The sequence below is a fragment of the Streptomyces sp. AgN23 genome (assembly GCF_001598115.1).
Lineage (GTDB): Bacteria > Actinomycetota > Actinomycetes > Streptomycetales > Streptomycetaceae > Streptomyces > Streptomyces antimycoticus.
Window position 1 is genome coordinate 9,062,467 of the sequence record NZ_CP007153.1, and the last position, 24,212, is coordinate 9,086,678.

The 24,212-nt window shown below is 73.9% G+C and carries 23 protein-coding genes; 8 read left to right on the forward strand and 15 right to left on the reverse strand.

What is annotated here, in order from left to right:
* Positions 1-118 precede the first annotated feature (118 nt).
* Positions 119-1,426, forward strand: coding sequence for a phenylacetate--CoA ligase PaaK (paaK, locus tag AS97_RS39320; protein WP_086707941.1), 1,308 nt, complete (start codon positions 119-121; stop codon positions 1,424-1,426).
* Positions 1,427-1,628: 202 nt separating this feature from the next.
* On the opposite strand, the gene AS97_RS39325 is transcribed toward paaK, so the two are convergent.
* The 3 genes from AS97_RS39325 to def all read right to left on the reverse strand — a co-directional run bounded on the left by AS97_RS39325 (position 1,629) and on the right by def (position 4,126).
* The gene (locus tag AS97_RS39325; RefSeq protein ID WP_210566570.1) at positions 1,629-2,486 is read right to left on the reverse strand and encodes a lysophospholipid acyltransferase family protein; all 858 of its coding nucleotides are present in this window, start codon (positions 2,484-2,486) and stop codon (positions 1,629-1,631) included.
* Entirely contained in the window at positions 2,483-3,241 is a 759-nt protein-coding gene (locus AS97_RS39330; RefSeq protein WP_210566571.1) for a GNAT family N-acyltransferase, read from the reverse strand. Before AS97_RS39330 ends, AS97_RS39325 begins: the two co-directional genes overlap by 4 nt.
* A gap of 204 nt (positions 3,242-3,445) precedes the next feature.
* Positions 3,446-4,126, reverse strand: coding sequence for a peptide deformylase (def, locus tag AS97_RS39335; RefSeq protein WP_210566572.1), 681 nt, complete (start codon positions 4,124-4,126; stop codon positions 3,446-3,448).
* A gap of 326 nt (positions 4,127-4,452) precedes the next feature.
* Between def and AS97_RS39340 the strand changes: the two genes are divergently transcribed.
* Positions 4,453-4,716, forward strand: a complete 264-nt coding sequence (locus tag AS97_RS39340; RefSeq protein ID WP_349017625.1) for a hypothetical protein — start codon at positions 4,453-4,455, stop codon at positions 4,714-4,716.
* 133 nt (positions 4,717-4,849) lie between these two features.
* Here the strand turns inward: AS97_RS39340 and AS97_RS39345 are convergent, their stop codons facing one another.
* Positions 4,850-5,284, reverse strand: a complete 435-nt coding sequence (locus tag AS97_RS39345; protein ID WP_059146127.1) for a DUF2267 domain-containing protein — start codon at positions 5,282-5,284, stop codon at positions 4,850-4,852.
* A gap of 60 nt (positions 5,285-5,344) precedes the next feature.
* On the reverse strand, positions 5,345-5,878 hold the full coding sequence (locus tag AS97_RS39350; protein WP_210566573.1) for a helix-turn-helix domain-containing protein: 534 nt from the start codon (positions 5,876-5,878) through the stop codon (positions 5,345-5,347).
* Between AS97_RS39350 and AS97_RS39355 the strand changes: the two genes are divergently transcribed.
* From AS97_RS39355 to AS97_RS39365, 3 genes are all read left to right on the forward strand, one after another.
* Positions 5,877-6,056: a hypothetical protein gene (locus tag AS97_RS39355; protein ID WP_086711897.1), complete on the forward strand. Its 180-nt coding sequence runs from the start codon at positions 5,877-5,879 to the stop codon at positions 6,054-6,056. The genes AS97_RS39350 and AS97_RS39355 overlap by 2 nt on opposite strands.
* Positions 6,057-6,107: 51 nt before the next feature.
* Positions 6,108-6,629: an NUDIX domain-containing protein gene (locus tag AS97_RS39360; RefSeq protein WP_210566574.1), complete on the forward strand. Its 522-nt coding sequence runs from the start codon at positions 6,108-6,110 to the stop codon at positions 6,627-6,629.
* Positions 6,630-7,060: 431 nt separating this feature from the next.
* Positions 7,061-8,773 (forward strand): GAF domain-containing protein, encoded by a 1,713-nt coding sequence (locus AS97_RS39365; RefSeq protein WP_210566575.1) that lies wholly within the window; start codon positions 7,061-7,063, stop codon positions 8,771-8,773.
* Positions 8,774-8,850: 77 nt separating this feature from the next.
* Here AS97_RS39365 and AS97_RS39370 read toward each other — a convergent pair whose 3' ends face one another.
* Together AS97_RS39370 and AS97_RS39375 are read right to left on the reverse strand one after the other, a co-directional pair.
* The gene (locus tag AS97_RS39370) at positions 8,851-9,888 is read right to left on the reverse strand and encodes a hypothetical protein (protein ID WP_059146124.1); all 1,038 of its coding nucleotides are present in this window, start codon (positions 9,886-9,888) and stop codon (positions 8,851-8,853) included.
* Positions 9,889-9,950: 62 nt separating this feature from the next.
* Complete coding sequence (locus tag AS97_RS39375) at positions 9,951-10,679, reverse strand: response regulator transcription factor (RefSeq protein WP_125755485.1); 729 nt, start codon at positions 10,677-10,679, stop codon at positions 9,951-9,953.
* A gap of 147 nt (positions 10,680-10,826) precedes the next feature.
* Here AS97_RS39375 and AS97_RS39380 point away from each other — a divergent pair, with 147 nt between their 5' ends.
* Positions 10,827-11,408, forward strand: coding sequence for a hypothetical protein (locus AS97_RS39380; RefSeq protein ID WP_063804925.1), 582 nt, complete (start codon positions 10,827-10,829; stop codon positions 11,406-11,408).
* A 685-nt stretch (positions 11,409-12,093) separates the two neighbouring features.
* On the opposite strand, the gene AS97_RS39385 is transcribed toward AS97_RS39380, so the two are convergent.
* From AS97_RS39385 to AS97_RS39415, 7 genes are all read right to left on the reverse strand, one after another.
* Complete coding sequence (locus AS97_RS39385) at positions 12,094-12,759, reverse strand: CBS domain-containing protein (protein WP_059146213.1); 666 nt, start codon at positions 12,757-12,759, stop codon at positions 12,094-12,096.
* A gap of 14 nt (positions 12,760-12,773) precedes the next feature.
* A complete protein-coding gene (locus AS97_RS39390; RefSeq protein WP_059146121.1) occupies positions 12,774-14,132 on the reverse strand; it encodes a nicotinate phosphoribosyltransferase in 1,359 nt (452 codons plus the stop codon).
* A 24-nt stretch (positions 14,133-14,156) separates the two neighbouring features.
* Positions 14,157-14,966, reverse strand: coding sequence for a universal stress protein (locus tag AS97_RS39395; RefSeq protein WP_210566576.1), 810 nt, complete (start codon positions 14,964-14,966; stop codon positions 14,157-14,159).
* Between the two features lie 20 nt (positions 14,967-14,986).
* Complete coding sequence (locus tag AS97_RS39400) at positions 14,987-16,054, reverse strand: alcohol dehydrogenase catalytic domain-containing protein (protein WP_210566577.1); 1,068 nt, start codon at positions 16,052-16,054, stop codon at positions 14,987-14,989.
* A 102-nt stretch (positions 16,055-16,156) separates the two neighbouring features.
* Positions 16,157-17,011 (reverse strand): universal stress protein, encoded by an 855-nt coding sequence (locus tag AS97_RS39405; protein ID WP_059146118.1) that lies wholly within the window; start codon positions 17,009-17,011, stop codon positions 16,157-16,159.
* Between the two features lie 612 nt (positions 17,012-17,623).
* On the reverse strand, positions 17,624-18,526 hold the full coding sequence (locus AS97_RS39410; RefSeq protein ID WP_059146117.1) for a universal stress protein: 903 nt from the start codon (positions 18,524-18,526) through the stop codon (positions 17,624-17,626).
* A complete protein-coding gene (locus tag AS97_RS39415) occupies positions 18,523-19,125 on the reverse strand; it encodes a CBS domain-containing protein (RefSeq protein ID WP_059146212.1) in 603 nt (200 codons plus the stop codon). The genes AS97_RS39410 and AS97_RS39415 overlap by 4 nt, the downstream gene beginning before the upstream one ends.
* A gap of 231 nt (positions 19,126-19,356) precedes the next feature.
* Between AS97_RS39415 and AS97_RS39420 the strand changes: the two genes are divergently transcribed.
* Positions 19,357-20,235, forward strand: coding sequence for a universal stress protein (locus AS97_RS39420; protein ID WP_059146116.1), 879 nt, complete (start codon positions 19,357-19,359; stop codon positions 20,233-20,235).
* Positions 20,236-20,315: 80 nt separating this feature from the next.
* Positions 20,316-22,730, forward strand: a complete 2,415-nt coding sequence (locus AS97_RS39425) for a phosphoketolase family protein (protein ID WP_210566578.1) — start codon at positions 20,316-20,318, stop codon at positions 22,728-22,730.
* A 39-nt stretch (positions 22,731-22,769) separates the two neighbouring features.
* On the opposite strand, the gene AS97_RS39430 is transcribed toward AS97_RS39425, so the two are convergent.
* A complete protein-coding gene (locus AS97_RS39430) occupies positions 22,770-24,041 on the reverse strand; it encodes an FAD-binding protein (protein ID WP_210566579.1) in 1,272 nt (423 codons plus the stop codon).
* Positions 24,042-24,212: the final 171 nt, after the last annotated feature.

Below are 24,212 nucleotides of genomic sequence, written 5' to 3' on the forward strand. Positions count from 1 at the left end.
CGTACCGGCGCGGCCGGGCTGTCCGGACCCTTGACAGCCAGGTCGGATGCTGGATTACTGGACCGCGCCCGAACGGTAACCGAATGTTCGGTCGGCAAGCGGAGGTGGTGGACGGCCCATGGCGGAATCCCTGAGCGTGGCTCCGCTCGACGACGCCGAGCGGATGAGCCCCGAGGAGCTGAGGGCGCTCCAGCTCACCCGGCTGCGCGCCACCTTGCGCCATGCGTACGACCATGTCGAGCTGTACCGCAAGAAGTTCCGCGAGGCCGGGGTCGGCCCCGAGGACTGCCGCACCCTGGAGGACCTGGCCCGGTTCCCCTTCACCACCAAGGACGATCTGCGCGACACCTACCCCTTCGGGATGTTCGGCGTCGAGCACAGCGAGGTGCGGCGGCTCCACGCCTCCAGCGGCACCACCGGCCGCCCCACCCTCGTCGGCTACACCGAGCACGACCTGGCGGTCTGGGCGGAGGTGATCGCCCGCTCGATCCGCGCGGCCGGCGGCCGGCCCGGCCACAAGGTGCACATCTCCTACGGCTACGGGCTGTTCACCGGCGGCCTCGGCGCCCACTACGGCGCGGAGCGGCTCGGCTGCACCGTCATTCCCGCCTCCGGGGGCATGACCGCCCGGCAGGTGCGGCTCATCCAGGACCTCAGGCCCGAGATCATCATGATCACGCCGTCCTATCTGCTGACGCTCCTCGACGAGTTCGAGCGGCAGGGCGTCGATCCCCGCTCCACCTCCCTCCAGGTCGGCATCTTCGGCGCCGAACCCTGGACGGAGGAGATGCGCCGGGAAATCGAGGAGCGCATGGACATCCACGCGGTGGACATATACGGGCTCTCGGAGGTGATCGGCCCCGGGGTGGCCCAGGAGTGCGTGGAGACCAAGGACGGACTGCACGTCTGGGAGGACCACTTCTACCCGGAGATCGTCGACCCGCTCGGCGACGCGGTGCTGCCCGGCGGCGAGGAGGGGGAGCTGACCTTCACCACCCTCACCAAGGAGGCGCTCCCCGTCATCCGCTACCGCACCCGCGATCTGACCCGGCTGCTGCCCGGCACCGCCCGCCCCGCCTTCCGGCGCATCCAGAAGATCACCGGCCGCTGTGACGACATGCTCATCGTGCGCGGGGTCAACGTCTTCCCCAGCCAGGTCGAGGAGATCGTGCTGCGGGTCCCGGCGGTGGCCCCGCACTTCCAGCTCGAGCTGACCCGGCGCGGCCGGATGGACCATATGGCGGTGCGGATCGAGGCCCGCCCCGGCGTCGGTCCCGAGCAGCGCGCGGCCGCCGCGGCGGCGATCGGGCGGGGAGTGAAGGACGGGGTGGGGCTCACGGTCGAGGTGGCGGTCGTGGACCCGGAGACGCTGGAGCGCTCCGTGGGCAAGATCCGCCGGGTCAAGGACCGGCGGACGGAGAGCTGAGCACCGCCCCGGGCGCTCCATCCATGGACGGGAGGCGGCGCCCGGGACGGAGTGGCCGGGACGGGGAGCGGCCGGGACGCCTCGCCCTGGACGGAGTGGCCGGGACGGGGAGCGGCCGGGACGCCTCGCCCTGGACGGAGTGGCCGGGACGGGGAGCGGCCGGGACCCGTCGCCCGGGACGGAGGGCCCGGAGCGGACGGGCTCAGCGCGCCAGTTCGAGGGCGGGGATCTCCTGCTGCAGGGGCAACCGCGCCCCGCAGACGGTCGCCTGGGCCTGTGCCGCGACCCTGCGCCGGTCGTCGACATCCCGCATCGGCCGCAGCGCACGGTGCACGGCCACCCGCACGGTGAGCCCGTCGGCGCGCAGCACCCGGCGCAGCGAGCCGCCGAAGTCGTCCTCGCCGACGAAGGCCGCCACCGTGGTCGGGGCGCCGTGCTGGACGTACTCCAGTGTCACCGGACGCACCGGCGCGCCCGCGTCCAGCGCGGCCTGGAAGGTGGCCCGCCGGAAGCTGCCGCCGGTGCCCGAACACCAGGTGATGCCCTGGGGAAAGGCCATCACCGACTGGCCGTCACGCATCCGGGCAGCCATCTCCCGTACGGTGTCGGGGAGTTCGCGCAGCGAACCGCGGTCGATGTACAGCGTGCCCGCGCGGGTGGCCAGCGAGCCGATCAGCGGCCAGCCCGCGATCTCCCGCTTCGCCAGCATCACCACGGGCTCCACCGCGAGCAGCGCGAGGATGTCCAGCCAGGAGATGTGGTTCGCCACGACGAGCGTGCCGGTGCCGCCGGGCGCGCTGAGCGTGGGGTCGCCCGTCACCTCCAGCCGGATGCCGAGGGAGTCCAGCAGCGTCGCCGCCCGCGCCCGCAGGGTCTCGGGCTCGGCGATCCGCCGACCGGACAGCATCGCGCCCGTCACCGCCCGGACGAAGACCGCGGCCCGCCGGGCGCCCCGGGTGGCCGGGACGCGGTCGGCGGCGTGGGAGACACACCCGGGAGTGCACGGGGACCAGCCCGCCCAGGCGTGCTCGGGCAGACTCATCGCGGCCGTGTCGGTCACCGGGATTCACCGAGGAAGTAGCGGCGGTAGCGGTCGTTCATCCGCTCGGTGTCCAGCAGCACGAAGAAGTCGGCGTCGTTGAAGGCCCGGTCGTGCTGCGGGGAGCCGCACATCCAGGCGCCGACCCGCAGATAGCCGCGGAGCAGCGGCGGCAGGTCCGCGTAGCTGGGCTCGCCGTCCAGCGGCCGCGAGGGTATCCACGGGTCGAGCGGGTGGACCCGCATCTCGGCCGGGGCGGCGTGCTTGGTGGTGCCCAGCAGCCAGGCGTTGGCGGCCGCCCCCTCGCCCTCGGCCAGCGGGACCGAGGCACAGCCCGCGAGATAGCGATGGCCGGACAGCAGCACATAGCGGGCCAGGCCGGCCCACATGAGGTTGATGACCGCGCCCGTGCGGTGGTCGGCGTGGACACAGGCCCGGCCGGTCTCGACCATGGACGAGCGGACCTCGGTCGGAAGACCGCGCAGATCGAACTCGGTGTCCGAGTAGAGCCGCTCGCTGCGTCCGGGGGGAAGCAGCCGGTAGGTGCCGACCACGGTGCCCGTCGCCGTGTCCGTGACGATCAGGTGGTCCATGACCTCGTCGAACTCGTCCACGTCGCGGCCGTCGACCGCGGCGTCCAGCCGGCCGCCCCTCTCCTCGCCGAACACCTGGTAGCGCAGCCGCTGGGCGGCGTGGATCTGCTCCTGGGTGTGAGCGATCGAGGTGACGTACGAGCTGGTGGGCGCCGTCGTCGAGGACGTCGTGAGCACGGACATTCCTGTTCTCCGTTCAAGGGAAGTCAGGAGCGGCGGGAACTGGGGAAGAGCGGAAGAAACGCCTCACTCGCCGTGCGGTGCGCTGAGGCGGCGCGCACTGCAGGCGTTCACCAGTCTTGCCGTGGCGACGTACGTCACAGTGTCCGTGTGGTGATTCGGCGACTGCCAGTCGATGACGAACACATGCCGCTGGTCGGCCCGTGGTTACGGAGCGGTAGTGCCGGTGTCGCCGTCGTCATCGGTGCCAGAAGTGGCCCGGAGCGGGAAGCCCAGTGCGTGGGCGGCGGTGGCGGGGGTGGGCTGGGACCAGTAGTCGCTGACGGCCTGGGCCGAGGACAGGGAACGAGTTTCGGCCAGATCCAGATAGAGGACGCCGTCGAGATGGTCGGTCTCGTGCTGGACGATCCGCGCGGGCCAGCCGGTGAACTCCTCGTCCAGCTCGCGCCCCGTCTCGTCCTGCCCGCGCAGCCGGATCCGGTCCGGGCGGCTGACCACGGCCTGCCAGCCGGGGATGCTCAGGCACCCCTCGAAGAACGCCGCCCGGCCGTCGCCGACCGGTTCGTAGGCGGGATTGACCAGGACCCGGTACGGCTGCGGCACCCGGCCGCGCACCTCCCGCACCTCGTCCGCCACCTCCGCCGGGTCCTCGATCACCGCAAGCCGCAGCGGCACACCGATCTGCGGGGCGGCGAGTCCCACCCCGGGGGCGGAGTGCATCGTCTCCCGCATCGCCGCCAGCAGCCGGTCCAGCTGGTCCGCGGCCAGCTGGCCCTCGTACGGCAGGGCCGGCTGCCGGAGGACGGGGACGCCCGCGGAGATGATCGGCAGCGGGCGGGTCCCGGAGAGCAGTTCGTCGACGCGCTCGGACACGGTGGTGGTCGGCATGGGAACAGCCTGACAGACGATCACCGGAGGCGTGGCCGGTGCTCGAGCGGCGGGTGCTCACCCGTGGGTGCTCACCTTCGGACAAAAGGTGAACAGGGCACCGATGGGGTCCGTAGACGCCGATGAGCCGCCGGGAACATCCCACGCCCCAGCGGCTCGGCCGAGTCCTCCCGGCTCGGTCGCTGCCGCCCCGCGGTGCTCTCCCCGTTGTGCACGGCGGGGTGGCAGCCCTCCCCGCCGCCCTCGCCCGTGATGTCGTTTTCGCCGTACGTGCGCGGGTGCCCGCTCGCCGCACGGGCCCCGGGGGAGGGGCGGAGGGAGGGCGGATGGCCGGCCATGACGACCTGCCGCTCGCGGATGACGACCATCTGCCGCTCGGCGCCCTGCGGCACCGCGTCCGCGCCCTCACCGAGGAGCGGCTGCGGAAGCTGCTGGAGTACGAGCGCTCCCACGCCGACCGCCTTCCGGCCGTCGAGGTGGTCACGGCGCGCCTGCGCCGGCTGGAGGCGGCGCCACCCCCTCGCCCGGTGAGCCGGGCGCCGAGCCGCTCCCCGAGCGGCCCGATCCGCCGCGCGGGGGATCGCCGGTGACGCCGCAGACGGCGGCCGAGCCGGGCCCGCCGCCGCGCCACGGCCACCCCGGCCACCCCGGCCACCCGGGGCAGCCGGGGCAGCCGGAGTGAACCGCTCGCACAGCCCCTCGGGACCCCCGGGCGCGCTCTCGCTAGCCCTGCTCGGCCCGTGCCTCCGGCAGCAGCTCCCGGATGTCGCTCGGCAGCACACCGTAGAGCTTCTCCATCAGCTCCGGGTCCACGGCCGAGTCCAGCACCTCGAAGAAGGCGGCCGCCTCGCGCAGCGCCTCCTCCTCGGTGTGTTCGGTGCGCCAGGCGACCCGGCCCGCGAAACCGGTGAGGTCGAACCGCTCGCCGTGGTCCCGCCGGTGCGCCCGCTCCTCGGGCGTGCCCTCGTGTGCGGCGGCGACCCGGCGCAGGGGCTCGCCCGCCTCCTGCGGCAGCTGTGCCGCCATATGGTCCGCCAGTCCGCCCGGGATGCGCTCGGCGAGGGTCTCGAGCGTCGCCCGTATCGCCCGCTCGGCCGACTGCCGGTCGGGGAGCTGGGCCCGGGCCTGGACCAGGCCCGTCAGTTCTTCGTAGCGCATGGTCGGCGCTCCTCGTGGTCGGATGCCCGGCTGCTGCGCCGAGTGCCCCGTGCCGTTCGCTCAAACCGTCGTCGGTCGCCCGGTCTCCGGGGTGTCCTCCCGCGCGGCGAGCAACGGCCCGAGCACCCGGGTGCCGGGTCCGGTGCGCCCGCCGGGGCCCGGGAGCTGGGTGGTGTTGCCGACCGTCAGGGGCTCCCCGCAGTGGGCGCACGCGGACACCGGCGTGGTGTCCTGTCCGCAGCCGAGATGGCGGATCCGGGCCGGCGGCCCAGCGGGACCCGCGTACCAGCGGTCGCCCCACTCCATCAGGGCGAGCAGCACCGGATACAGCTCCTCGCCCTTCGGGGTGGCGCGATAGTGCTCACGCGGCGGACGCTCCTGGTACCGCTCCCGGACCAGCACCCCCTCCTCGACCAACCGGGACAGCCGGGCGGCCAGGACCTTCCGCGATATGCCCAGGTCATGGGCGAGATCGTCGAAGCGGGTGACCCCGGTGAGCACATCCCGCATGATCAGCGTCGTCCAGGCGTCGCCGAAGAGATCGGTGGCGCGGGCGATCGAGCAGGCCACATCGGCGAGCGGAGTACGGGTCATGACACAGGAGGACATCTGCGACTTCAAGCCCAAGGACCCGCGCAGCCTGGTCAAGGCCACCATGGCGCGCCGCAAGGGGCAGATCGGCGATGGGCAGATCCCGCCGATCGTCGACTTCGTGCTGGCCCCGGACGCCCGGCCGCTGGTCACCTACCTCGGCTACGCCCGCAAGGGCTGACCCGGCGAGCCCGGCACTCCACCCGGGTGGCATGGGCGCACACTGGTCGCTGTGACGCGTAAGCGCAGCGCCGGACTCCTGCTGTACCGCGGTGCGGGCCCGGCCACCGAGGTGCTGCTCGCCCATATGGGAGGCCCGTTCTGGGCCACCAAGGACGCGGGCGCCTGGACCGTGCCCAAGGGGGAGTACGACGAGGACGAGACCCCGGAGGCCGCCGCGCGCCGGGAGTTCGAGGAGGAACTCGGCGTACCCCCGCCCGGCGGCGAGCCGATTCCGCTCGGCTCCGTGACGCAGACCGGGGGCAAGGAGGTCACCGTCTGGGCGCTCGCGGGCGATCTTGACCCGGCGCGGATCACACCCGGCACGTTCACGATGGAGTGGCCGAAGGGGTCCGGCCGAACGCGGGAGTTCCCCGAGATCGACCGGGTCGCCTGGTTCGGCCCGGACGAGGCCCGCCGGAAGATCGTGACGAAGCAGCGGGTCTTCCTGGACCGGCTCGAGGAACTGCTCCAGGGGACGGACGGCGCGGGGGCCGGGGACCGGACGGACGGCGCGGGCCCCGGGGGCGCGTGACCGGGGGCCCGCGGCCGTCCGCCCTCAGGTCACCCCGTTCCTCCCGTTCCGCATCCGGGTCCTCCAGCAGCTTGTAGACATCCGCGGGCGGACCGGTGGGGTTCGCCGCTGCCGCCGGGGCGGCGGGGGGCGGCGAGCGCGAGGGCCAGGGCGAAGGCGGCGAGCCGGGATATCCGGGGCGGCCGGGGTGGCCGGGAGAAGCGGGGGAGGAGGAGACGACCACGGAGGCGTCGGGACATCTGGTGGTCCACCCTTTTATGGGTGTGGAAAACGCTCCAGAGTGAACAGGGCCGCACATGAGCCAACGTGTCCTCTCGCGCCAAGATGGTCCGACCGACTCACCGTCGGCCGGGCGCGGCTACCGTGAAGAGAGTGAGGGCCGTGCGGAATGCCGCGCCGGGCGCGGTGAGGCCGACGGAGGCGCCGTGGGTATGGAGAGCGCGAGGAGTACGGGGTCCCTGCCCCAGCTGCGGCTGGACGAGCTGCTGGAGGAGCTGCAACTGCGCATCGACGGGGTGCGCGGCACCCAGGACCGGGTGCACAGCCTGCTGGAAGCCGTCCTGTCGGTGGGCCGGGAGCTGGATCTTTCGCATGTGCTGCGGAGGATCGTCGAGGCCGCCGTGGTGCTCGTGGACGCCGAATACGGTGCGCTGGGGGTGATCGGCGAGGACCAGCGGCTGGCCGAATTCCTGCCGGTGGGCATCGACAAGGACCGGATCGAGGCGATCGGGCATCTGCCGTCCGGCCACGGCCTCCTGGGGGAGCTGATCCGCCACCCCCAGCCGCTGCGGCCCGGCGAGCTCTCGGAGCATCCGGCCTCCTACGGCTTTCCGCCGAACCATCCGCCGATGGGCTCCTTCCTCGGGGTGCCCATCCGGGTGCGCGACGAGGTCTTCGGCAACCTCTATCTCACCGAGAAGCGCGGCGGTAAGGAGTTCGACGGCGAGGACGAGACGGTGCTGTCCACCCTCGCCGTGGCCGCCGGAGTGGCCATCGAGAACGCCCGGCTGTACGAGGAGGCCCGGCACCGCCAGCGCTGGCTGGAGGCTAATGCCGAGGTCACCCACAGCCTGCTGTCCGGAGTGGACGAGACCCGGGTCCTGGAGCTGATCGTCGAGCATGCCCGCCGGATCCTCTCCGCCGATCTGGGCGTGCTGATGCTGCCGGTGGCCGGCACCGACGAACTGCAGGTCGCACTGGCGGCGGGGACCGATGCCGAGGCCCACCGCGGTCTGGTGCTGCCCCGCCGGGGCACCTTCGGCGGTGCGGCCTTCACCGCCTCCGAGCCGGTGACCAGCACCGACGTCCAGAACGACCCGCGGATCACCGTCGGCCCGCAGCGCTGGGAGGGGCTCGGCCCGGCCGTCGCGGTGCCGATGCGGACGAGCGACGGGGTGGGCGGAGTGCTCTCGCTGGCCCGCATGGCGGACAGCCCCGCCTTCACCCAGATCGAGACCGACACCCTGCTGGGCTTCGCGGGCCAGGCGGCCATCGCGATGAAACTGGCCGAGCGGCGGCGCGACGCGGAGCAGTTCGCGCTGCTCGAGGACCGCGACCGGATCGCCCGCGATCTGCACGACCTGGCCATCCAGCGGCTCTTCGCCGCCGGGATGACGCTGCAGTCCACCCTGCGCTTCGTCCAGCACCCGGAGGGCTCCGAACGGCTGCTGCGGGTGGTGGACGACCTCGACGACACCATCAAGATCATCCGCTCGACGATCTTCGGGCTGCGCTCGCACGAGGCGGGCCCCGCCGTCCAGGGGCTGCGGGTCCGTACCGCCAAGACCATCGAGGAGGCCGTGCCCGCGCTCGGCTTCACCCCCTCGCTGCGCACCGAGGGCCTGGTCGACACCGATGTGCCGCGCACCGTCGCGGACGACATGGTCGCCGTCCTGGCCGAGGCGATGTCGAACATCGCCCGGCACGCACGGGCCGACGCCGCCGAGATCTCGCTGGTCGTGGCGGCCGGGCGACTGACCCTCATGGTCACGGACAACGGGATGGGCATCCCCGAGGGCGGCCGTCGCAGCGGACTGCGCAACATGGCCGAGCGCGCCGAGAAACTCGGCGGTGAGCTGGAGCTCGCCGAGCCGCCGGGCGGCGGCACCCGCCTGGTGTGGCGCGTACCGCTGCCGGAGCGGTAGGCGTAGGCGGTGGGCGTAGGGGGTGGGCGTGTCCGTTGCAGGGGCGGTGGGGGGCGTGTCGCCCTGGCCGTGCCGCCTCAGCGGCCCCCGTCCAGGGTCTCGGCCGCCCCGCTGCGCGCAGTGGCCGGCCCGACCGGTCCGTAACCCAGCCGGATCAGCATCTGCACATGGCCCGGCGTCCGGTGGGCGTCGCTCAGCGACCACCGCAGGTCAGGCCACTCCAGCGCCTGGTGCAGCAGGGAGGCCCGGACCGTGTACGAGGTCGCCAGCAGCAGTACGTGTTCCAGCGCCTGCCCGGCCCGCAGCCAGTCGGTGCGCCGGTCCTGGTCCGTGGCCAGCACGGCGATGGCCGGATGGCTCTCGAACGCCGCGGCGGGCGCATCACCGCCCCGGCGGCCGTCCGGCCCCGGACCGAGGTAGTCGCGCATCGGCAGCCGCCCGGTGACGTCCCGCGGCCCGAGGGCGGCGGCCGGGATGCCGTACGGCCCGGTGTCGCGGACCCAGTCGCGGCTCTCGGCGAGCCGGCGCGGATCCCCCGAGGCGCGCCGTTCCGCCTCGGCGGTCAGCCGCAGCAGCCGTGAGGTCTCCTCGGGGCCCGCCAGCCACAGCGTGGCCCCGTGTGCCCGCGCGGCCTCCGTCAGTTCGCACAGCACCCGTGGCGGCAGCCGGCGCCCGGAGAAGGGGGAGCGGCTGCTGTGCCGCCGCCAGATGACGTCGTACAGATCGTGGTCCGGGGCGCCGTGCGGGGCATCGTGCCGCTCGCCGTGGTGCGGGGCCTCGCGCCCGGCGCCGTCGTGGGGCGACGCGGCCAGGCGCACCGTGGCCAGCAGATCGGGCTGTGACCGGTACGGCAGCAGCCGGACCACCGGGTCCCAGCCGAAATGGGCCACGGCGACCCGCAGATTGAACACGGCGGCCCCGGCGGAGACGCTCAGCGCCCGGCCCATCGGATCGGCGTACCGCAGCGCCCGCTCGGGGGCGGCCCGGACCTCCAGCGTGACGGTGTCGGGGTTCAGCCGGTAGCGCCACGGCTGGGTGTTGTGCATCGACGGGGCGGCCACGGCCGCGGAGATGAGCTTCTCCAGGATCGCCGCGTCGAGCATCGCGGGCTGCATGGGGTCTCCTCGCCGGTGGGCCATCAGTGGTGGTGGGCCGTCAGGATGGGGGCAGTCGAGGGCTACGGACGGGTTTCCGCGGCTCCGGGCCCGGGGCATCCCGGATGGTCGTCGGCGGGGGGCGGGGCCGAGTGGGTCGCCAGCACCGCCGCCTGGATACGGCGCTCCACGCCCAGCTTGGCCAGCAGCCGGGAGATGTGGTTCTTGACCGTCTTCTCGGACAGGAAGAGCCGCTTGCCGATCTGCCGATTGGTGAGCCCGTCGCCGACCAGCACCAGGATTTCCCGCTCGCGCGGGGACAGCCCGGCCAGCACCTCGTCCCTGGGCTCCTGTGGGGCGGTGTCGCCCCGCAGGGTGCTCATCAGCCGGGCGGTGGTGGCCGGGTCCAGCATCGACTGACCGGAGGCGACGGTCCGCACCGCCGAGACCAGGTCCGACCCCTTGATCTGCTTGAGCACGTAGCCCGCCGCCCCGGCCATGATCGCGTCCAGCAGAGCATCGTCGTCGTCGAACGAGGTCAGCATCAGACAGGCCAGATCCGGCATCCGGGAGCGCAGCTCACGGCAGACCGTGATGCCGTCCCCGTCCGGCAGCCGGACGTCCAGGATGGCCACATCGGGTCGCAGCGCCGGGCCCCGGGCCAGCGCGTGGTCCACGGTTCCCGCGTCGCCGACCACCTCGATGTCCGGTTCGGCGTCCAGGAGATCGTGCAGTCCGCGCCGGACGACCTCGTGGTCGTCGAGTACGAACACCCTGATCGGTGTCGCCGGTGTCGCTCGTGTCTCGGTCATGGGCTCTCGCACTGTTCGTCCGCCGTCTGCCCTGCCCCCGGTGGGAATCGTGGCGCAGCAGGTCAGGGCGGTACCAGGGCCGAACGGGCCCCCAAGGGGGCTGCCCGGCCCTCGTCCCACCCTCCCCGCGCGTGGGACGGTCGCGACATGGGCACGGAAGTGCGGGGGCGGCGGACATGGCGGTGGCATCGCAATCCGCTCAGACGCCGCTCGGATGTGATCGAGGCGTGGGTCGTGCTGGTCACCGGCCTGGTGATGGCGGTCGGCGGCCCGGTGGCGGGGGTGGCCGCGGGCACCGCCGTGGACACGTCGCTGCGGCAGGAGCGGGCGGACCGGCACCGGGTGCCCGCGGTCCTGAAGGAGGACGCGCCCGTCGCGCAGCCCGCCGGCGACGGGTCCACCACCGGCCAGGTGCGCGCGATCGTCCGGTGGACCGGCCCGGACGGCACCGTCCACACCGGCACGGCCCGGGTCCACGACGGCAGCAAGGCGGGCACCGCCACCGAGGTCTGGACCGATGACCGGGGCCGCCTCGTCCAGCGGCCGCCCACCCCCGAGCAGATCGCCACCCGCGCGGTGCTCGCCGGGACGTCGGCCGCGGCGGGCGTGGGCGCGATCTCGCTGGCCGGACGCGGGGTGGCCCGCTGGCGCCTGGACCGCGCCCGCACCCAGGAATGGGGCCGCGCCTGGGCCGAGGTCGGCCCCCGCTGGAGCCGCCACATCCGGTGACGAGCGGTCCCGTGGCGCCCGTGTCCGGCGGGTCTTTCGGGTGTGCGGCACCGCGGCCGGCGCTGCCCGGGCCTGTGGCATCCGGGACCCGGGCGCTTCCCAGCGGCGCTGGGCCGCCGTATCCGGCGAGGCCCGGTCACCAACCGCGGTGGCCGGCCGGTCTTGGCGCGTGTGGCACCGGCGGGACGCCGCCGGGCGGCATCCGGCGGCGGATCTCCCCAGCGGTTGCTGGCGGGCGTCGCGCGCCGCTGAGCCGCCTGGGCCCTGTCGGGTGGATCTTCGCGCCTGTGACATCAGCGGCTGCCGCCGCGGGGCCCGCGGCGTCCGGTGCGGGGGGCACCTCCCAGCGGTAGCCGGGGGAGCATCGCGAGGCGGCGGGTCGTCCTCGTACCGGGTCGTCCTCGGACGATCCCGGCAACGTGGCCCGGGGGCACCTCCCAGCGGTAGCTGGGGGCGCCGTGCCAGGCGTCGCGGGCCCGCGAAGATCCACCGGACAGGGCCCAGGGGCAGAACGCCGCCGCGGTGCGCGCGGCCGCGCGGGACGTGGCGTAGGGGACGTCTCCTCCGCCGTCGTGCCGGGCGCGCCCTCGGTGACGGTCCCGGCCACGCCGCCGCGCGACGGCGCGGCCGGGCGCCCCGTTCCGCGGCCCCGACCACGCACGGCCCGCCGGGCCGCACCGCAGACCTACCGCCGCTGGGCCGTATGAGGCCCGGCCGTGAGGTGGTTGTCGAAGTCGACCACGCCCTCGATCGCCCGGATGAGACGGGCCGCCGCCGGGATGAGAACGGCCTCCTTGACCCGTCCCGTCAGGGTGACCACGCCCTCGTCCACGCTCACCCGGACGGTTTCCCCAGCCGCCGGGAAGAGATGGGCCACCACCTCGCGGCGCACCTCCTCCTCGATGTCGCTGTCCGGCCGCAGAAACACCTTCAGCAGGTCGGCGCGGCTGACGATGCCCTCCAGGCGGCCCTCCTCGTCCACCACCGGGAGCCGTTTGACCCGCTTATGGGTCATGATCCGCGCGGCCTCGGCGAGCGTCGCGCTCGCGTGGACGGTGATGGCGGGGGCCGTCATCAGCTCATCGGCCGTCACCGCGCCCGCCTTGGCGATACCGGGGAGGTCGGGCAGTTGCGCCGACCGCGCCGGATCGCTGTCGCGGAACTCCTCCTTGGGCAGCAGATCCGCCTCCGAGACCACCCCGATGACCCGGCCCTCGCCCTCCAGCACCGGCAGGGCGCTCACCCTCCACTGCTCCAGCGTTCTGACGATCTCCTTGAACGGCGCTTCGCGGCCGACGGCGACGACGGTATGGGTCATCACATCGCTCACAATGTGCGCACTCCGGGGCACGGCATCCTCCTTGGTCACGCTGCCTGTCTTCCGGCCGCCTCGCCGTCGGCCGCCAGCCGGTGCTCGATCCGGTGGCGTACCCGCCCCGCGAGGCCGGCCAGTCCGGCGGAGGTGGCCGGCCGGGGCGGGACCGGGTGGCGGATCCGCCGGGCGTGCGGCGGCAGCCCCGCGAGATCGGTGGCGAACCGCCGCCGCGCGCGGTCGAGGGTGTCGGGGGCTCCGGTGCGCCTGCCCTCGCGCATCACGGTCTCCAGCAGTGGCGTGCCGCCGTTGGGCGGAAGCTCGCCGCGTTCGCCGATCACATCGGCGTAGCCGGGGCGGCGCCAGACCTGCTTGGTTCCGGGGGCGGTGGCCTTGGCCGAGGACAGTTTCATCACCGGGGTCCCGTCGTAGTCGACCAGCTTGTACGCGGTGTCGAGGGCGGCGGCGTCGGCTGACACCCCCATCCGGGTGCCCACGGCGAAGACATCGATCGGCGCGCCCGCGTGGACCAGCTCCTCCAGGGCGTACTCGTCGAGCCCGCCGCTCGCCACGATCCGCACCTCGGGCAGCCCCGCCGCGTCGAGGATCTTCCGCGCCCGCACCGCCTGCTCGCCCAGGTCGCCGCTGTCCAGCCGGATCGCGCCGCTGGGCCCGGATTCCAGCTCGCGCAGCACCCGGGCCGCGGTGGCCACTCCGGTCGCGGTGTCGTAGGTGTCCACCAGGAAGGTGACCGGGCCGGGATGGGTACGGGCGAACGCGCGGAACGCGGTCTCCTCGTCCGGGAACGCCTCGATGTACGCATGCGCCATCGTCCCGCTGGCCTCGATCCCGTACGCGGCGGCCGCCGCCACATTGCTGGTCGCCGTGAATCCGGTCATCGCGCTCAGCCGCGCCGACTGCATCCCGGCCCAGGGGCCGTGGGTGCGGCGCAGCGAGAAGTCCACCACCGGGCGCCCCTCCGCGGCCAGCACACACCGGGCCGCCTTGGAGGCGATGGTGGTCTGATGGCTCAGCTGCCCCATCAGATACGTCTCGACCAGCTGGGCCTGCGGCAGTGGCGCGGTCAGCTCCAGCAGCGGCTCCCCGGCCAGGACGATCCGCCCCTCGGGCACCGCCCGCACCTCGCCGTCGAAGCCGAGCCCCAGCAGGGGTTCGAGGTCCTCGGACGGACGGTGCATCGCCGCGGCGAACGCCGCCACGTCCTCGGGCTCCACGCGGAAGCCGGACAGAAAGTCCAGCGCCGGCTCCAGGCCCGCGGCGACAAGGAAGCCCCGCTCGGGCGGCAGCCCGCGGGCGTAGAGGTCGAAGGTGGCCGGGCCGGTCATGCCCTCGCGCAGATACGACAGGGCCATCGTCGCCTCGTAGAGGTCGGTGGTCATCGCCTCCGACACGTCACTCTCGCCTCCCTTCGGACATCAGCCGCATGGGACGACCACCACCGGGCACGGCGCGTGGTGCACCGCCGCCTGGATCACCGAGCCCAGGCGGGGGACGGGGTCCGGCTCCGTCTCCGCACGGCCCAGCACGAGCAGCCCGGAGCCCGGCGCGGTGTGCATCACCCCGAGGGCCGGGCGCTCGGAGGTGAGGGCCTCCGCCACCGGTACCCCGGGGTACTTCTCCCGCCAGGGGCGCAGCGCCGCGTCCAGCGCGCCCGCCGCCGCTTCCCCGCTTTCCGGCCCGCCCGCGCCCGCGTGTACGGCGCGCAGCGCACCACCGCGCCGGGCGGCGGCGTCGAAGGCGAACCGCAGCGTCTCCTCGTTCGCCCCCCGCAGACACACCCCCACGGTCACATCGGCGGTCAGCGGCCGGTCGTCGGCGTGCACCATGACCACCGGCCGTTCCCCGTGCGCCAGGACATGGCGGCCGGTCGAGCCGAGCAGAAAGCCGCCGGGGGTGCCGCGGCCGCGCGAGCCGAGCACCAGCATCTCGGCGTCCCGGGCCGCGTCCAGCAGGGCGGGCACGGTTTCGCGCGGCACCAGCTCGGCCGAGACCCGCAGCCCCGGATGGGTGTCGCGCAACTCGCCCACCAGGTCGGTCAGCAGACGCTGCGCCCAGTAGTTCAGATCGTCCTCGTGGGGGAGGGTCGGGGCCTCGGGCGACGGCGGGTTCCAGGCGTGGATCAGACGCAGCCGCAGATCCCGCAGCAGCGCCTCGCGGGCCGCCCAGTGTGCGGCCGGCGGGCTCTCGGCGAAACCGTCGACGCCGACGGCGATCGGCGCTCCCATACGTGTCACCTCCTCCCCGCTCACGTCCCCCGGGCCACCAGTGGACGGGCGGCCTCGCCGAGCGCGATCTTGATCGCGCCGGTGTCGGCCGCGCGGGCGAAGACGTCGTACGCCTCCTCCATCTGGTCCAGCTCGAAGAGATGGGTGATCAGCGTGGACGCCGGCAGCCGCCCGGCTGCCAGCAGGGAGAGCAGGGTCGGGGTGGAGAAGGTGTCGACCAGCCCGGTGGTGATCGTCAGGTTCTTGATCCACAGCTCTTCGAGATGCAGCGTCGCGGGCCGGGCGTGCACCCCGACATTGGCGATCCGGCCGCCCGGCCGCACCATCCGGGTGCAGGTCTCGAAGCTCCGCGGGCTCCCGACGGCCTCGATCACCACGTCGGCGCCGAGCCCATCGGTGAGATCGCCGACCAGCCGCTCCGGGTCCTCGGCGGGATCCGCCACCGCGTCGGCGCCGACCCGCTTGGCGGCCTCCAGCCGGGCCGGGTCCGGATCGACGGAGATGATCCGGCCGGGGGAGAAGAAGTGCGCCGTGGCGATCGAGGCCAGCCCGACCGGCCCGGCGCCCACCACCACGACCGTATCGCCCGGCCCCACCTGGCCGTTGAGGACGCCCACCTCGTAGGCGGTGGGGAAGACATCCGACAGCAGCACGGCGTCATGGCCCTCGGCCGCCCCCGTCAGCGGATACGTGGACAGATCGGCGAACGGCACCCGGACGTACTCGGCCTGGGTGCCGTCGATCACGCGCCCGAGAATCCAGCCCCCGCCGTCACGGCACTGTCCGTAGATGCGCTCCCGGCAGAAGCGGCAGTGGCCGCAGGCCGAGATGCAGGAGAGCAGCACCCGGTCGCCGGGCCGGACCTCGCGGACATCGGCACCGGTCTCGACGATCTCGCCGACCCCCTCGTGGCCGAGCACCCTGCCGGGGCTGACGTCCGGCAGCTCGCCTCGGAGGATATGGAGATCGGTGCCGCAGATGGTCGTGGTGTCGATCCGGACGATCGCGTCGGTGGTGGCCTCGAGTTCGGGGTCGGGCACCTCCTGCCAGGAGGACTGCTCCGGCCCGTGGAAGACGAGTGCTTTCATGGCCGTTTCCCTCTCCTCCGGTTGTTCGCGTTCGGCTTCCGCCGTGGTTCTCAGCCGCCTGGTCGCGCGGTGTGTGGTGAGGCGGCCGGGCTCCCCGAGGTCTCATCGCTGGGGCACGATCGCGACCGGGCAGGCGGCGTGGTGCGCCACCGCCTGGGTGACCGGCCCCAGCCGGGGGCCGAACCCCACCTGGCGCGGACCGCGGCCCACGACCATCAACGCCGTCCCCGCCGCCACGCCCACCAACTGCCGCGCCGGGCTGTCCGACGCGATCTCCTCGAAGACCCGCACCTCGGAGAACTTGTCCCGCCACGGCGCCAGCACCTCGCCCAGCGCATGCTCGGACTCCTCGCGCGCGTCGCTCAGCCCCACGTCCACCACCCACGGGGCGTCGCCCCGGATGGCGGGGACCCGGCTGGCGTACACGGCCCGCAGCACACCGGCGCGGCGGGCCGCGGCGTCGAAGGCGAACTCCAGGATGTCGTCGCCCGGCTCGCCCGGCTCCACCCCGACCACCACATCGCCCTGCCGGTCCTCGTGCGCGTCCGCCCGCACCAGGACCACGGGGGTCACGGCACGTGCGGCGAGCTCCAGGCCGACGGAGCCGAGGAAGAACCCGGCGACCGCGCCGATCGAGCGGGACCCCACCACGAGCAGTTGGGCCCGCTCCGCCTCGGCCAGCAGAACGGGCGCGGCCCGGCCGGGGATCTGGTCGGTGAGGATCGCCATGTCCGGGTGGTCGGCGTCCAGCTCGGCGCGCGCCGAGCCCAGGGCGCGCTCGGCCCAGTGGCGCCAGGCGGCCTCCCGGCCCGGGGCCAGATCCTCCTGATCGGGCCCCGGCCAGGCGTTCACCAGCCGCAGCGGCGCGTCGCGCGAACGAGCCTCATGCGCCGCCCAGCCGGCGGCGGCCAGACTCTCGGGGGAACCGTCCAGTCCGACGGTGACGGGGCGCGCCATCGCTGCCTCCTTCCCTGCAGACCCACTCGGCACCTCGGCCCATCTCCGGGGCGTACGAGCCGCCGTCCGCCCAGCCGCAGCCGACGGTCCGACCGCGCTCGGCCGCATGCCTGACCGCGGCCCGCGCGCATGCCCTCAGGGCAGCGGCACCAAGCCCCGTGGCCACGGCCGCGGCCACCGCTGGGAGGCGCCCAGTACGAGGCGCGGCGCCGGGGGCGCCCACTTCTCGCGGGCCCTGATTGCGCGGTGCGCGGTACTCGTGCGTCCGCTTCTCCGCGTCTGCCGGATGCCCCCGGTGCCATTTCCAGCGGACCATGACCGGGCCCCCACCGACAGGGCCGACCGGTCCCGGGCAGGTCCCAGGGACCAGGTCATCCGGCCCTTTCCACCGCCCGGAACACTCCCCGGAACCCGGCCGGGCCAACCTGCCCACCCGGCTCGGCGGCCCGGTACCCCCGCGTGCCACGGTCGCCTGATGTGCCTGCCTGCCTGACGCGGCGGCCCGGTCGGGCCGCTGACCTCGGTCGCCCCGTCCGGTCACCCGGCCTCCGCCGCCGGGGCCGTCGCCCGGCGGTGGAAGCCGCTGGGGTCCCGTCCCGTCCCGTCCCGGAGCTACTCCACCGGCACCAGCACCACCGGGCAGTGCGCATGGTGGAGTGCCGCGTGGGTGACCGGGCCGAGTTGCATGCCGAGGCGGGGGGTTCGCCGGTGGACGGCGAGTACCAGGACATCGGCCGCTCGTGACGCCTCCACCAGCGCCTGGGCGGGGGCGGTGTGGGTGGTGTGCTCGCGTATCCGGAGCTGGCCGAACTCCTCGCGCAGGCCGGCCACCATGTCGTAGGCCACCGTCTGTTCCCGCTCGGCGCGCAGCGCCACCACCTCGCGTGCGGGCAGGGCGTGATCGCCCGCGAAGACCCGGGGCCGCGGCCAGGCGTAGAGCACGCGCAGCCGGGCGCGGCGCCGCTTGGCCTCCTCGAAGGCGAACCGGGCCGCCGCCGCGTCCGCACCGCTCTCCACCCCGACCAGCACCTTGCCGTGGCTCTTGAGCCCGTACGTCGTCGGTGGCCCGCCGCGTACCACCAGGAGTGGGCGCCGGGTGTGGGCGGCCAGCCGGAGCCCGACCGAGCCGAGCAGCAGTCCGGTGAAACCGCCCAGCCCCCGGGTGCCGATGACGATCAGCGCGGCGTCCCCGCCGATCCGCAGCAGTTCGGGCACCGCGTCCTGCGCCGTCAGGGTGGGCACGATCCGCAGCTGGGGATCCTGCTCCTGGGCCCGCGACACGGCCAGTCGCAGCACGGTCCTGGCGATCTCCACCGCGGGCCGCCGCGGTTCGCTGTCCGGGTCGAAGGCGAGCGGGTCGGTCCGCGCCCACGGCCAGGCGTGCACGATCTCCAGCGTGGCGTGACGGCGCCGGGCCTCGGCGACCGCCCCGTCCAGCGCGGCCCAGGCGCTGTCCGAGCCGTCCAGGCCCACCACCACCCGGCCGTCCCGCACCGGCTTGGCCGGGTGGGTCATCGCCGCGCACCTCCCCGGCCGGCGGAGTCGTCGATGAGGTAGGTGAGCCGGTCGACCACGGCCACCACGCCGTCCACCTGTCCGGTCATCCGGACCGCGATGGGGATCTCGCTGTGCCGGTCCAGTTGGCCCTCCAGCCGTACGATCCCGTCGGTCACGGTGACCGCGACGGACTGCGGGCCGAGCCACAGCGAGCGGACCAGCACCTCGTCGATCACCTCGGCACGGATCTCGTCGTCCGGGCGGAGGAAGACCCGCAGCAGATCCCGGCGGGTGACGATGCCGATCAGCCGGTCCTCCTCGTCGACGACGGGCAGCCGCTCGACGCGATGGCGGTCCATCGCGCGGGCCGCGTCCACGATGCTGTCCTGGGGGCGCACGGTGACCGCGGGTCGCGACATCAGCTGCCCGGCCGTCGGGGCGGGTGCGCTGAGATCGGTCCCAGTGATCATGCCGACCACCTTGTCGTCGTCGTCCACCACGGGCAGCCCGTTGAAGCGGTGCCGGGAGAGCAGCGCACCGACCTCGTCGAACGAGGTCATGGAACTCACCCGGACGACGTCGTCGGTCATCACGTTGCCGATCTTGCGGTGCTTCATCCGTGCCTCCCCGGTCCGGTCCCAGCTTGGGACGGCGACCCGGCCGCCCTCTTGGGCTGCCCGGGGTCCGATGCGGACCGTTCGGCCCGCATGGGCGCCCTGGGCCGAACGACCCCCGACGGGGCCGAAACGCCCCTCGCGCCGGACCCCGCACGCCGCGAGGGTGAAGAAGGCGAAGAGAGTGAGAGGCGTCGGCACAGTGCGGCCGCCGCGCGGAAGGTGGTGGAAAGGGTGGACCTCCCCCTCGTCGTGGGCGTCGACGGCTCCCACCACAGCCTTCAGGCCGTGGACTGGGCGGTGGACGCGGCGGCCCGGCACGCCGTACCGCTGCGGCTGATCCACGCCTCGCTGTGGCAGCGGTACGAGGGCATCGCCCCCGCCGCCGACCCGGCGCGCCCCTGGGAGCTGATCAGGGACGAGGAGATCGCCGCCTCCGCCGCGGAGCGCGCCCGCCGGGGCGGACCCGAGGTGAAGGTCTGCGCCGAGGTCCTGCCGGAGGACCCGGTCGCCGCGCTGCTGCGCGCCGGCCGGGACGCCTCGGGCCTGGTCACCGGCTGCCGCGGCCGCGGCGGACTCGCCGCGCTGCTCCTCGGCTCGGTCAGCCTCGCGGTCGCCGCCCGCGCCTCGTGCCCGGTGACCGTCGTACGCGGCGGCGAGCCCAACCGGCGCGGCGCCTTCGGCCGGATCGTGCTCGGCGTGGGCGAGACGGCCGGCCCCTCGGCCGCGACCCGGTTCGCCTTCCGCGAGGCCGAGGTGAGCGGCCGCACCCTGGAGGCCGTACGCGCCTGGCGCGCCCCGGCCGGTGAGGTGACGGATGAGCTGCTGCTGGAGGGGGACCCGGCACGTGCCCACTGGGCACGGGCGGAGCGGACGCTGGATCACGCCCTGCGGGCCCCCGAACGGGACCGCCCCGAGGTCACCGTCGACCGCGAGACGGTCGAGGGAACGGCCCGCAAGGCGCTCCTCCACGCGGCGGCCACCGCCGATCTGCTGGTCCTCGGCGCCCGCCGCGGCCACGGTCACGCGGTGGGGCTGGAGCTCGGCCGCATCGCCCACGCGGCACTGCACCACGCGCCCTGCCCGGTAGTGATCGTGCCGGAGTGGGCCTGAACGGCCGACCGGCGGCGCGACCGGCGGGCAGGTAACGCGACCGTTAGGCAAGGCAACCGACACCACGAGGAGAGAGGCCCATGCCAGACGCACCGACCACGGCGGGCTCGCCGGACAGCTCGACGGGCTCGCCGGACAGCGGGCTCGGCGACGACCGGATCCGCGCCCTGGACGCCCACTGGCGCGCCGCCAACTACCTCGCGGCGGGCCAGATCTATCTGGTGACCAACCCCCTGCTGACCGAACCGCTGCGCCCGGACCACATCAAGCCCCGGCTGCTGGGCCACTGGGGCACCTCGCCCGGCCTCAACCTCGTCCACACCCACCTGAACCGCGTCATCAAGGACCGCGACCTGGACGCCATCTGCGTCTGGGGCCCCGGCCACGGCGGCCCCGCGGTGCTCGCCGGCTCCTGGCTGGACGGCAGCTACTCCGAGATCTATCCGGACGTCAGCCGGGACGCGGCGGGCATGGCCCGGCTCTTCCGGCAGTTCTCCTTCCCCGGCGGGGTGCCCAGCCATGTCGCCCCCGAGACCCCCGGCTCGATCCACGAGGGCGGCGAACTCGGCTACTCCCTCGCCCACGCCTACGGGGCCGCGCTGGACAACCCCGGTCTGCTGGTCGCCTGCGTCATCGGCGACGGCGAGGCCGAGACCGGCCCGCTGGCCGGCTCCTGGCATGCGAACAAGTTCCTGGACCCCGTCCACGACGGCGCTGTGCTGCCGATCCTCCACCTCAATGGGTACAAGATCGCCAATCCCACGGTGTTGGCGCGGCTGCCCCGGCCCGAACTCGACGAGCTGCTGCGGGGGTACGGCCATGAGCCGATCCACGTCGTCGGGGACGAACCGCTCGCAGTGCACCGGGCCATGGCGCACGCTCTGGACGAGGCCCTGGACCGGATCGCCCTGCTCCAGCGCACCGCTCGCCAGGACGGCCTCGCCGAGCGGCCGCGCTGGCCGGTGATCGTGCTCCGTACGCCCAAGGGCTGGACCGGGCCCGAGGTGGTCGACGGGCTCCCGGTGGAGGGCACCTGGCGCGCCCATCAGGTCCCCCTGCCGGGCGTCCGGGAGAACCCGGAGCATCTGCGGCAGCTGGAGCGCTGGCTGCGTTCGTACCGTCCCGAGGAACTCTTCGACGCCGACGGGCGGCCCCGGCCGCACCTCCTGGCCGAGGTCCCCGAGGGCGACCGCCGCCTGGGCGCCAATCCGCACGCCAACGGCGGGCTGCTGCTGCGCTCGCTGCCCCTGCCCGACCTGGAGCGGTACGCGGTCCCCGTGGACAAGCCCGGTGCGACCCTGCACGAGCCGACCCGGGTCCTCGGCGGGCTGCTGGAGAAAGTCATGGCGGACACCGGCGCCCGCCGCGACTTCAGGGTGGTCGGCCCCGACGAGACCGCCTCCAACCGGCTGGAGGGCCTCTTCCGTGCCACCGGCAAGGCGTGGCAGGACGCCGTCCTGCCCACCGATGAGCACCTCAGCCGGAGCGGCCGGGTCATGGAGATCCTCTCCGAGCACCTCTGCCAGGGTTGGCTGGAGGGCTATCTGCTGACCGGGCGGCACGGCCTCTTCTCCTGCTACGAGGCGTTCGTGCACATCGTCGACTCCATGGTCAACCAGCACATCAAATGGCTGAAGGTGTCCCGCGCACTGCCGTGGCGGCGCCCCGTGGCCTCCCTCAACTATCTGCTGACCTCGCATGTGTGGCGCCAGGACCACAACGGCTTCTCGCACCAGGACCCCGGTTTCGTCGACCATGTGCTCAACAAGAGCCCGGAAGTGGTGCGCGTCTATCTGCCGCCGGACGCCAACACCCTGCTCAGCGTGGCCGACCACATCCTGCGCACCCGCGACTACGTCAATGTCGTCGTCGCGGGCAAACAGCCCTGCTTCGACTGGCTCGATCTCGACCAGGCGCGTGCCCACTGCGCCCGCGGCGCCGGGACCTGGGACTGGGCCGGTACCGAGAACGGCGCGGGGGAGCCGGATGTGGTGCTGGCCGGCGCGGGCGACGTGCCCACCCAGGAGGTCGTCGCGGCCGCCGGAATCCTCCGCCGCCATCTGCCCGATGTGGCCGTGCGCGTGGTCAACGTCGTCGACATGACCCGGCTGCTGCCGAAGGAGGAGCATCCGCACGGGATGCCGGACCACGAGTTCGACGCCCTGTTCACCCGCGACCGACCGGTCATCTTCGCCTACCACGGGTATCCGTGGCTGGTGCACCGGCTGTCCTACCGCCGGGCCGTCCACCCGCACCTCCATGTGCGCGGCTACAAGGAGATGGGCACCACGACCACGCCGTTCGACATGGTGGTCCGCAACGACCTGGACCGCTACCGGCTGGTGATGGACGTCATCGACCGGACCCCGGGGCTCGCGGCGCGCGCCGTGGGCGTACGGCAGCGGATGCAGGACGCCCGCACCCGCCACCACGCCTGGATCCGCGAGCACGGCACCGATATGCCCGAGGTCGCCGAATGGTCCTGGACCGGCTGAGGACCGGCCCGGACGTTCTCACCCAGCGGGTCGACGGGCTCACCCGGCGGGGAAGTAGCCGTCCAGATAGGCGTTGCGGAACTTCCCCGCCGGGTCGTGCTCGGCCAGCAGCCGCGCGAAGTCGGCGGCCCGGTCGTACGAGGCGAGAACCCGCTCCGGCGCGGCCGTCGTCAGCTTGCCCCAGTGCGGCCGCGCCCCCAGCGGCAGCAGCGCCTCCTCCATGGCGGCCACCACCTCGATCACCGCCTCGTGGTCGGGGACCCAGGTGAAGTGGAAGGCGACGCTGTCCCGGCCGTACGCGGGGCTCAGCCACAGCTCGTCCGCCGCGACCGTACGGATCTCGGACACCTGCACCACGGGCGCGATCCGGTCGCCGAGGCCGCGCAGCGCGGCGAACGCCGCCGAGGCGGCCTCGCGCGGCAGCAGCAGCTCCGACTGCAGCTCATCGCCGTTGCTGGGAGTGAAGTCCGGGCGGAAGTGCGGCAGCCGCTCATGCCACGGCCCCGGCGCGCCCAGCTGTTCGGTGCAGTGCAGCGGCGGCATCGCGGGCACCGGGTGGTGGTGGCGGTCGGCCGGGACGGCCCCCAGCCACGGCTGCCCGGGCTCCGGGGGATCGGGCAGATCGGTGCGGCACTTCAGCCACACCACCCCCTCGCCCGAGCGCCAGTCGGTGAAGACGCTGACGCTGTAGGCGGCGCCGAAGATCTCCTCGAAGCTGTCGTCCAGCCGGTCCAGCGGAAGCCCGGTCCACACCCACTGGGCCACGTCGTAGGTGGGCTCGATGTCCAGCGTCATGGCGGTGACGACGCCCAGTCCGCCGAGTCCGACCACGGCCCCGTTCAGCCGGTCCCGGTCCTCGTCCCGGCTTATCCGGGTCACCTCGCCGTCGGGGCCGACGATCTCCAGCCCCGCGACCGCCGCCGCCAGGCACTGCTGGGCGCTCCCCGAGCCATGGGTGGCGGTGGCACAGGCTCCCGCGACCGTGATGTGCGGCAGCGAGGCGAGGTTGGCCAGGGCCAGACCCTCCGCGTGCAGGGCCTGGGCCACATGGGCGTAGCGCATCCCGGCCGCGATGGTCGCGGTGCGCCTTTCGGCGTCGATCTCCACCCGGGGCGGCAGCCGGTCCAGGTTCACCAGATCGCCCTCGGTGTCGGCGATGCGGTTGAAGGAGTGGCCCGTGCCGAGCACCCGCACCCGGTCGGCGCAGCGGACGATCCGCCGCAGCTCGTCGACGGTGTCGGGGTGGTGCAGCCGGGCGGCGGAGAACGTGATGTTCCCGGCCCAGTTCGTCGGGGCGTGGGTGGTCGGCATCCGTGTCGTCCTGTTTCCGCTGGAGGGCGAGGGGTGATGGTGTCCTGACCTTGGTACAGGGCCGCACCCTGATCCGTACAGACCGGGTTTCGCCGTCCATGACCGATCCATGCCCCGTCGCCGCCCCGGCCTCGTGACCCGTCCATGACGTCCATGCCCCGGACGGCCCAG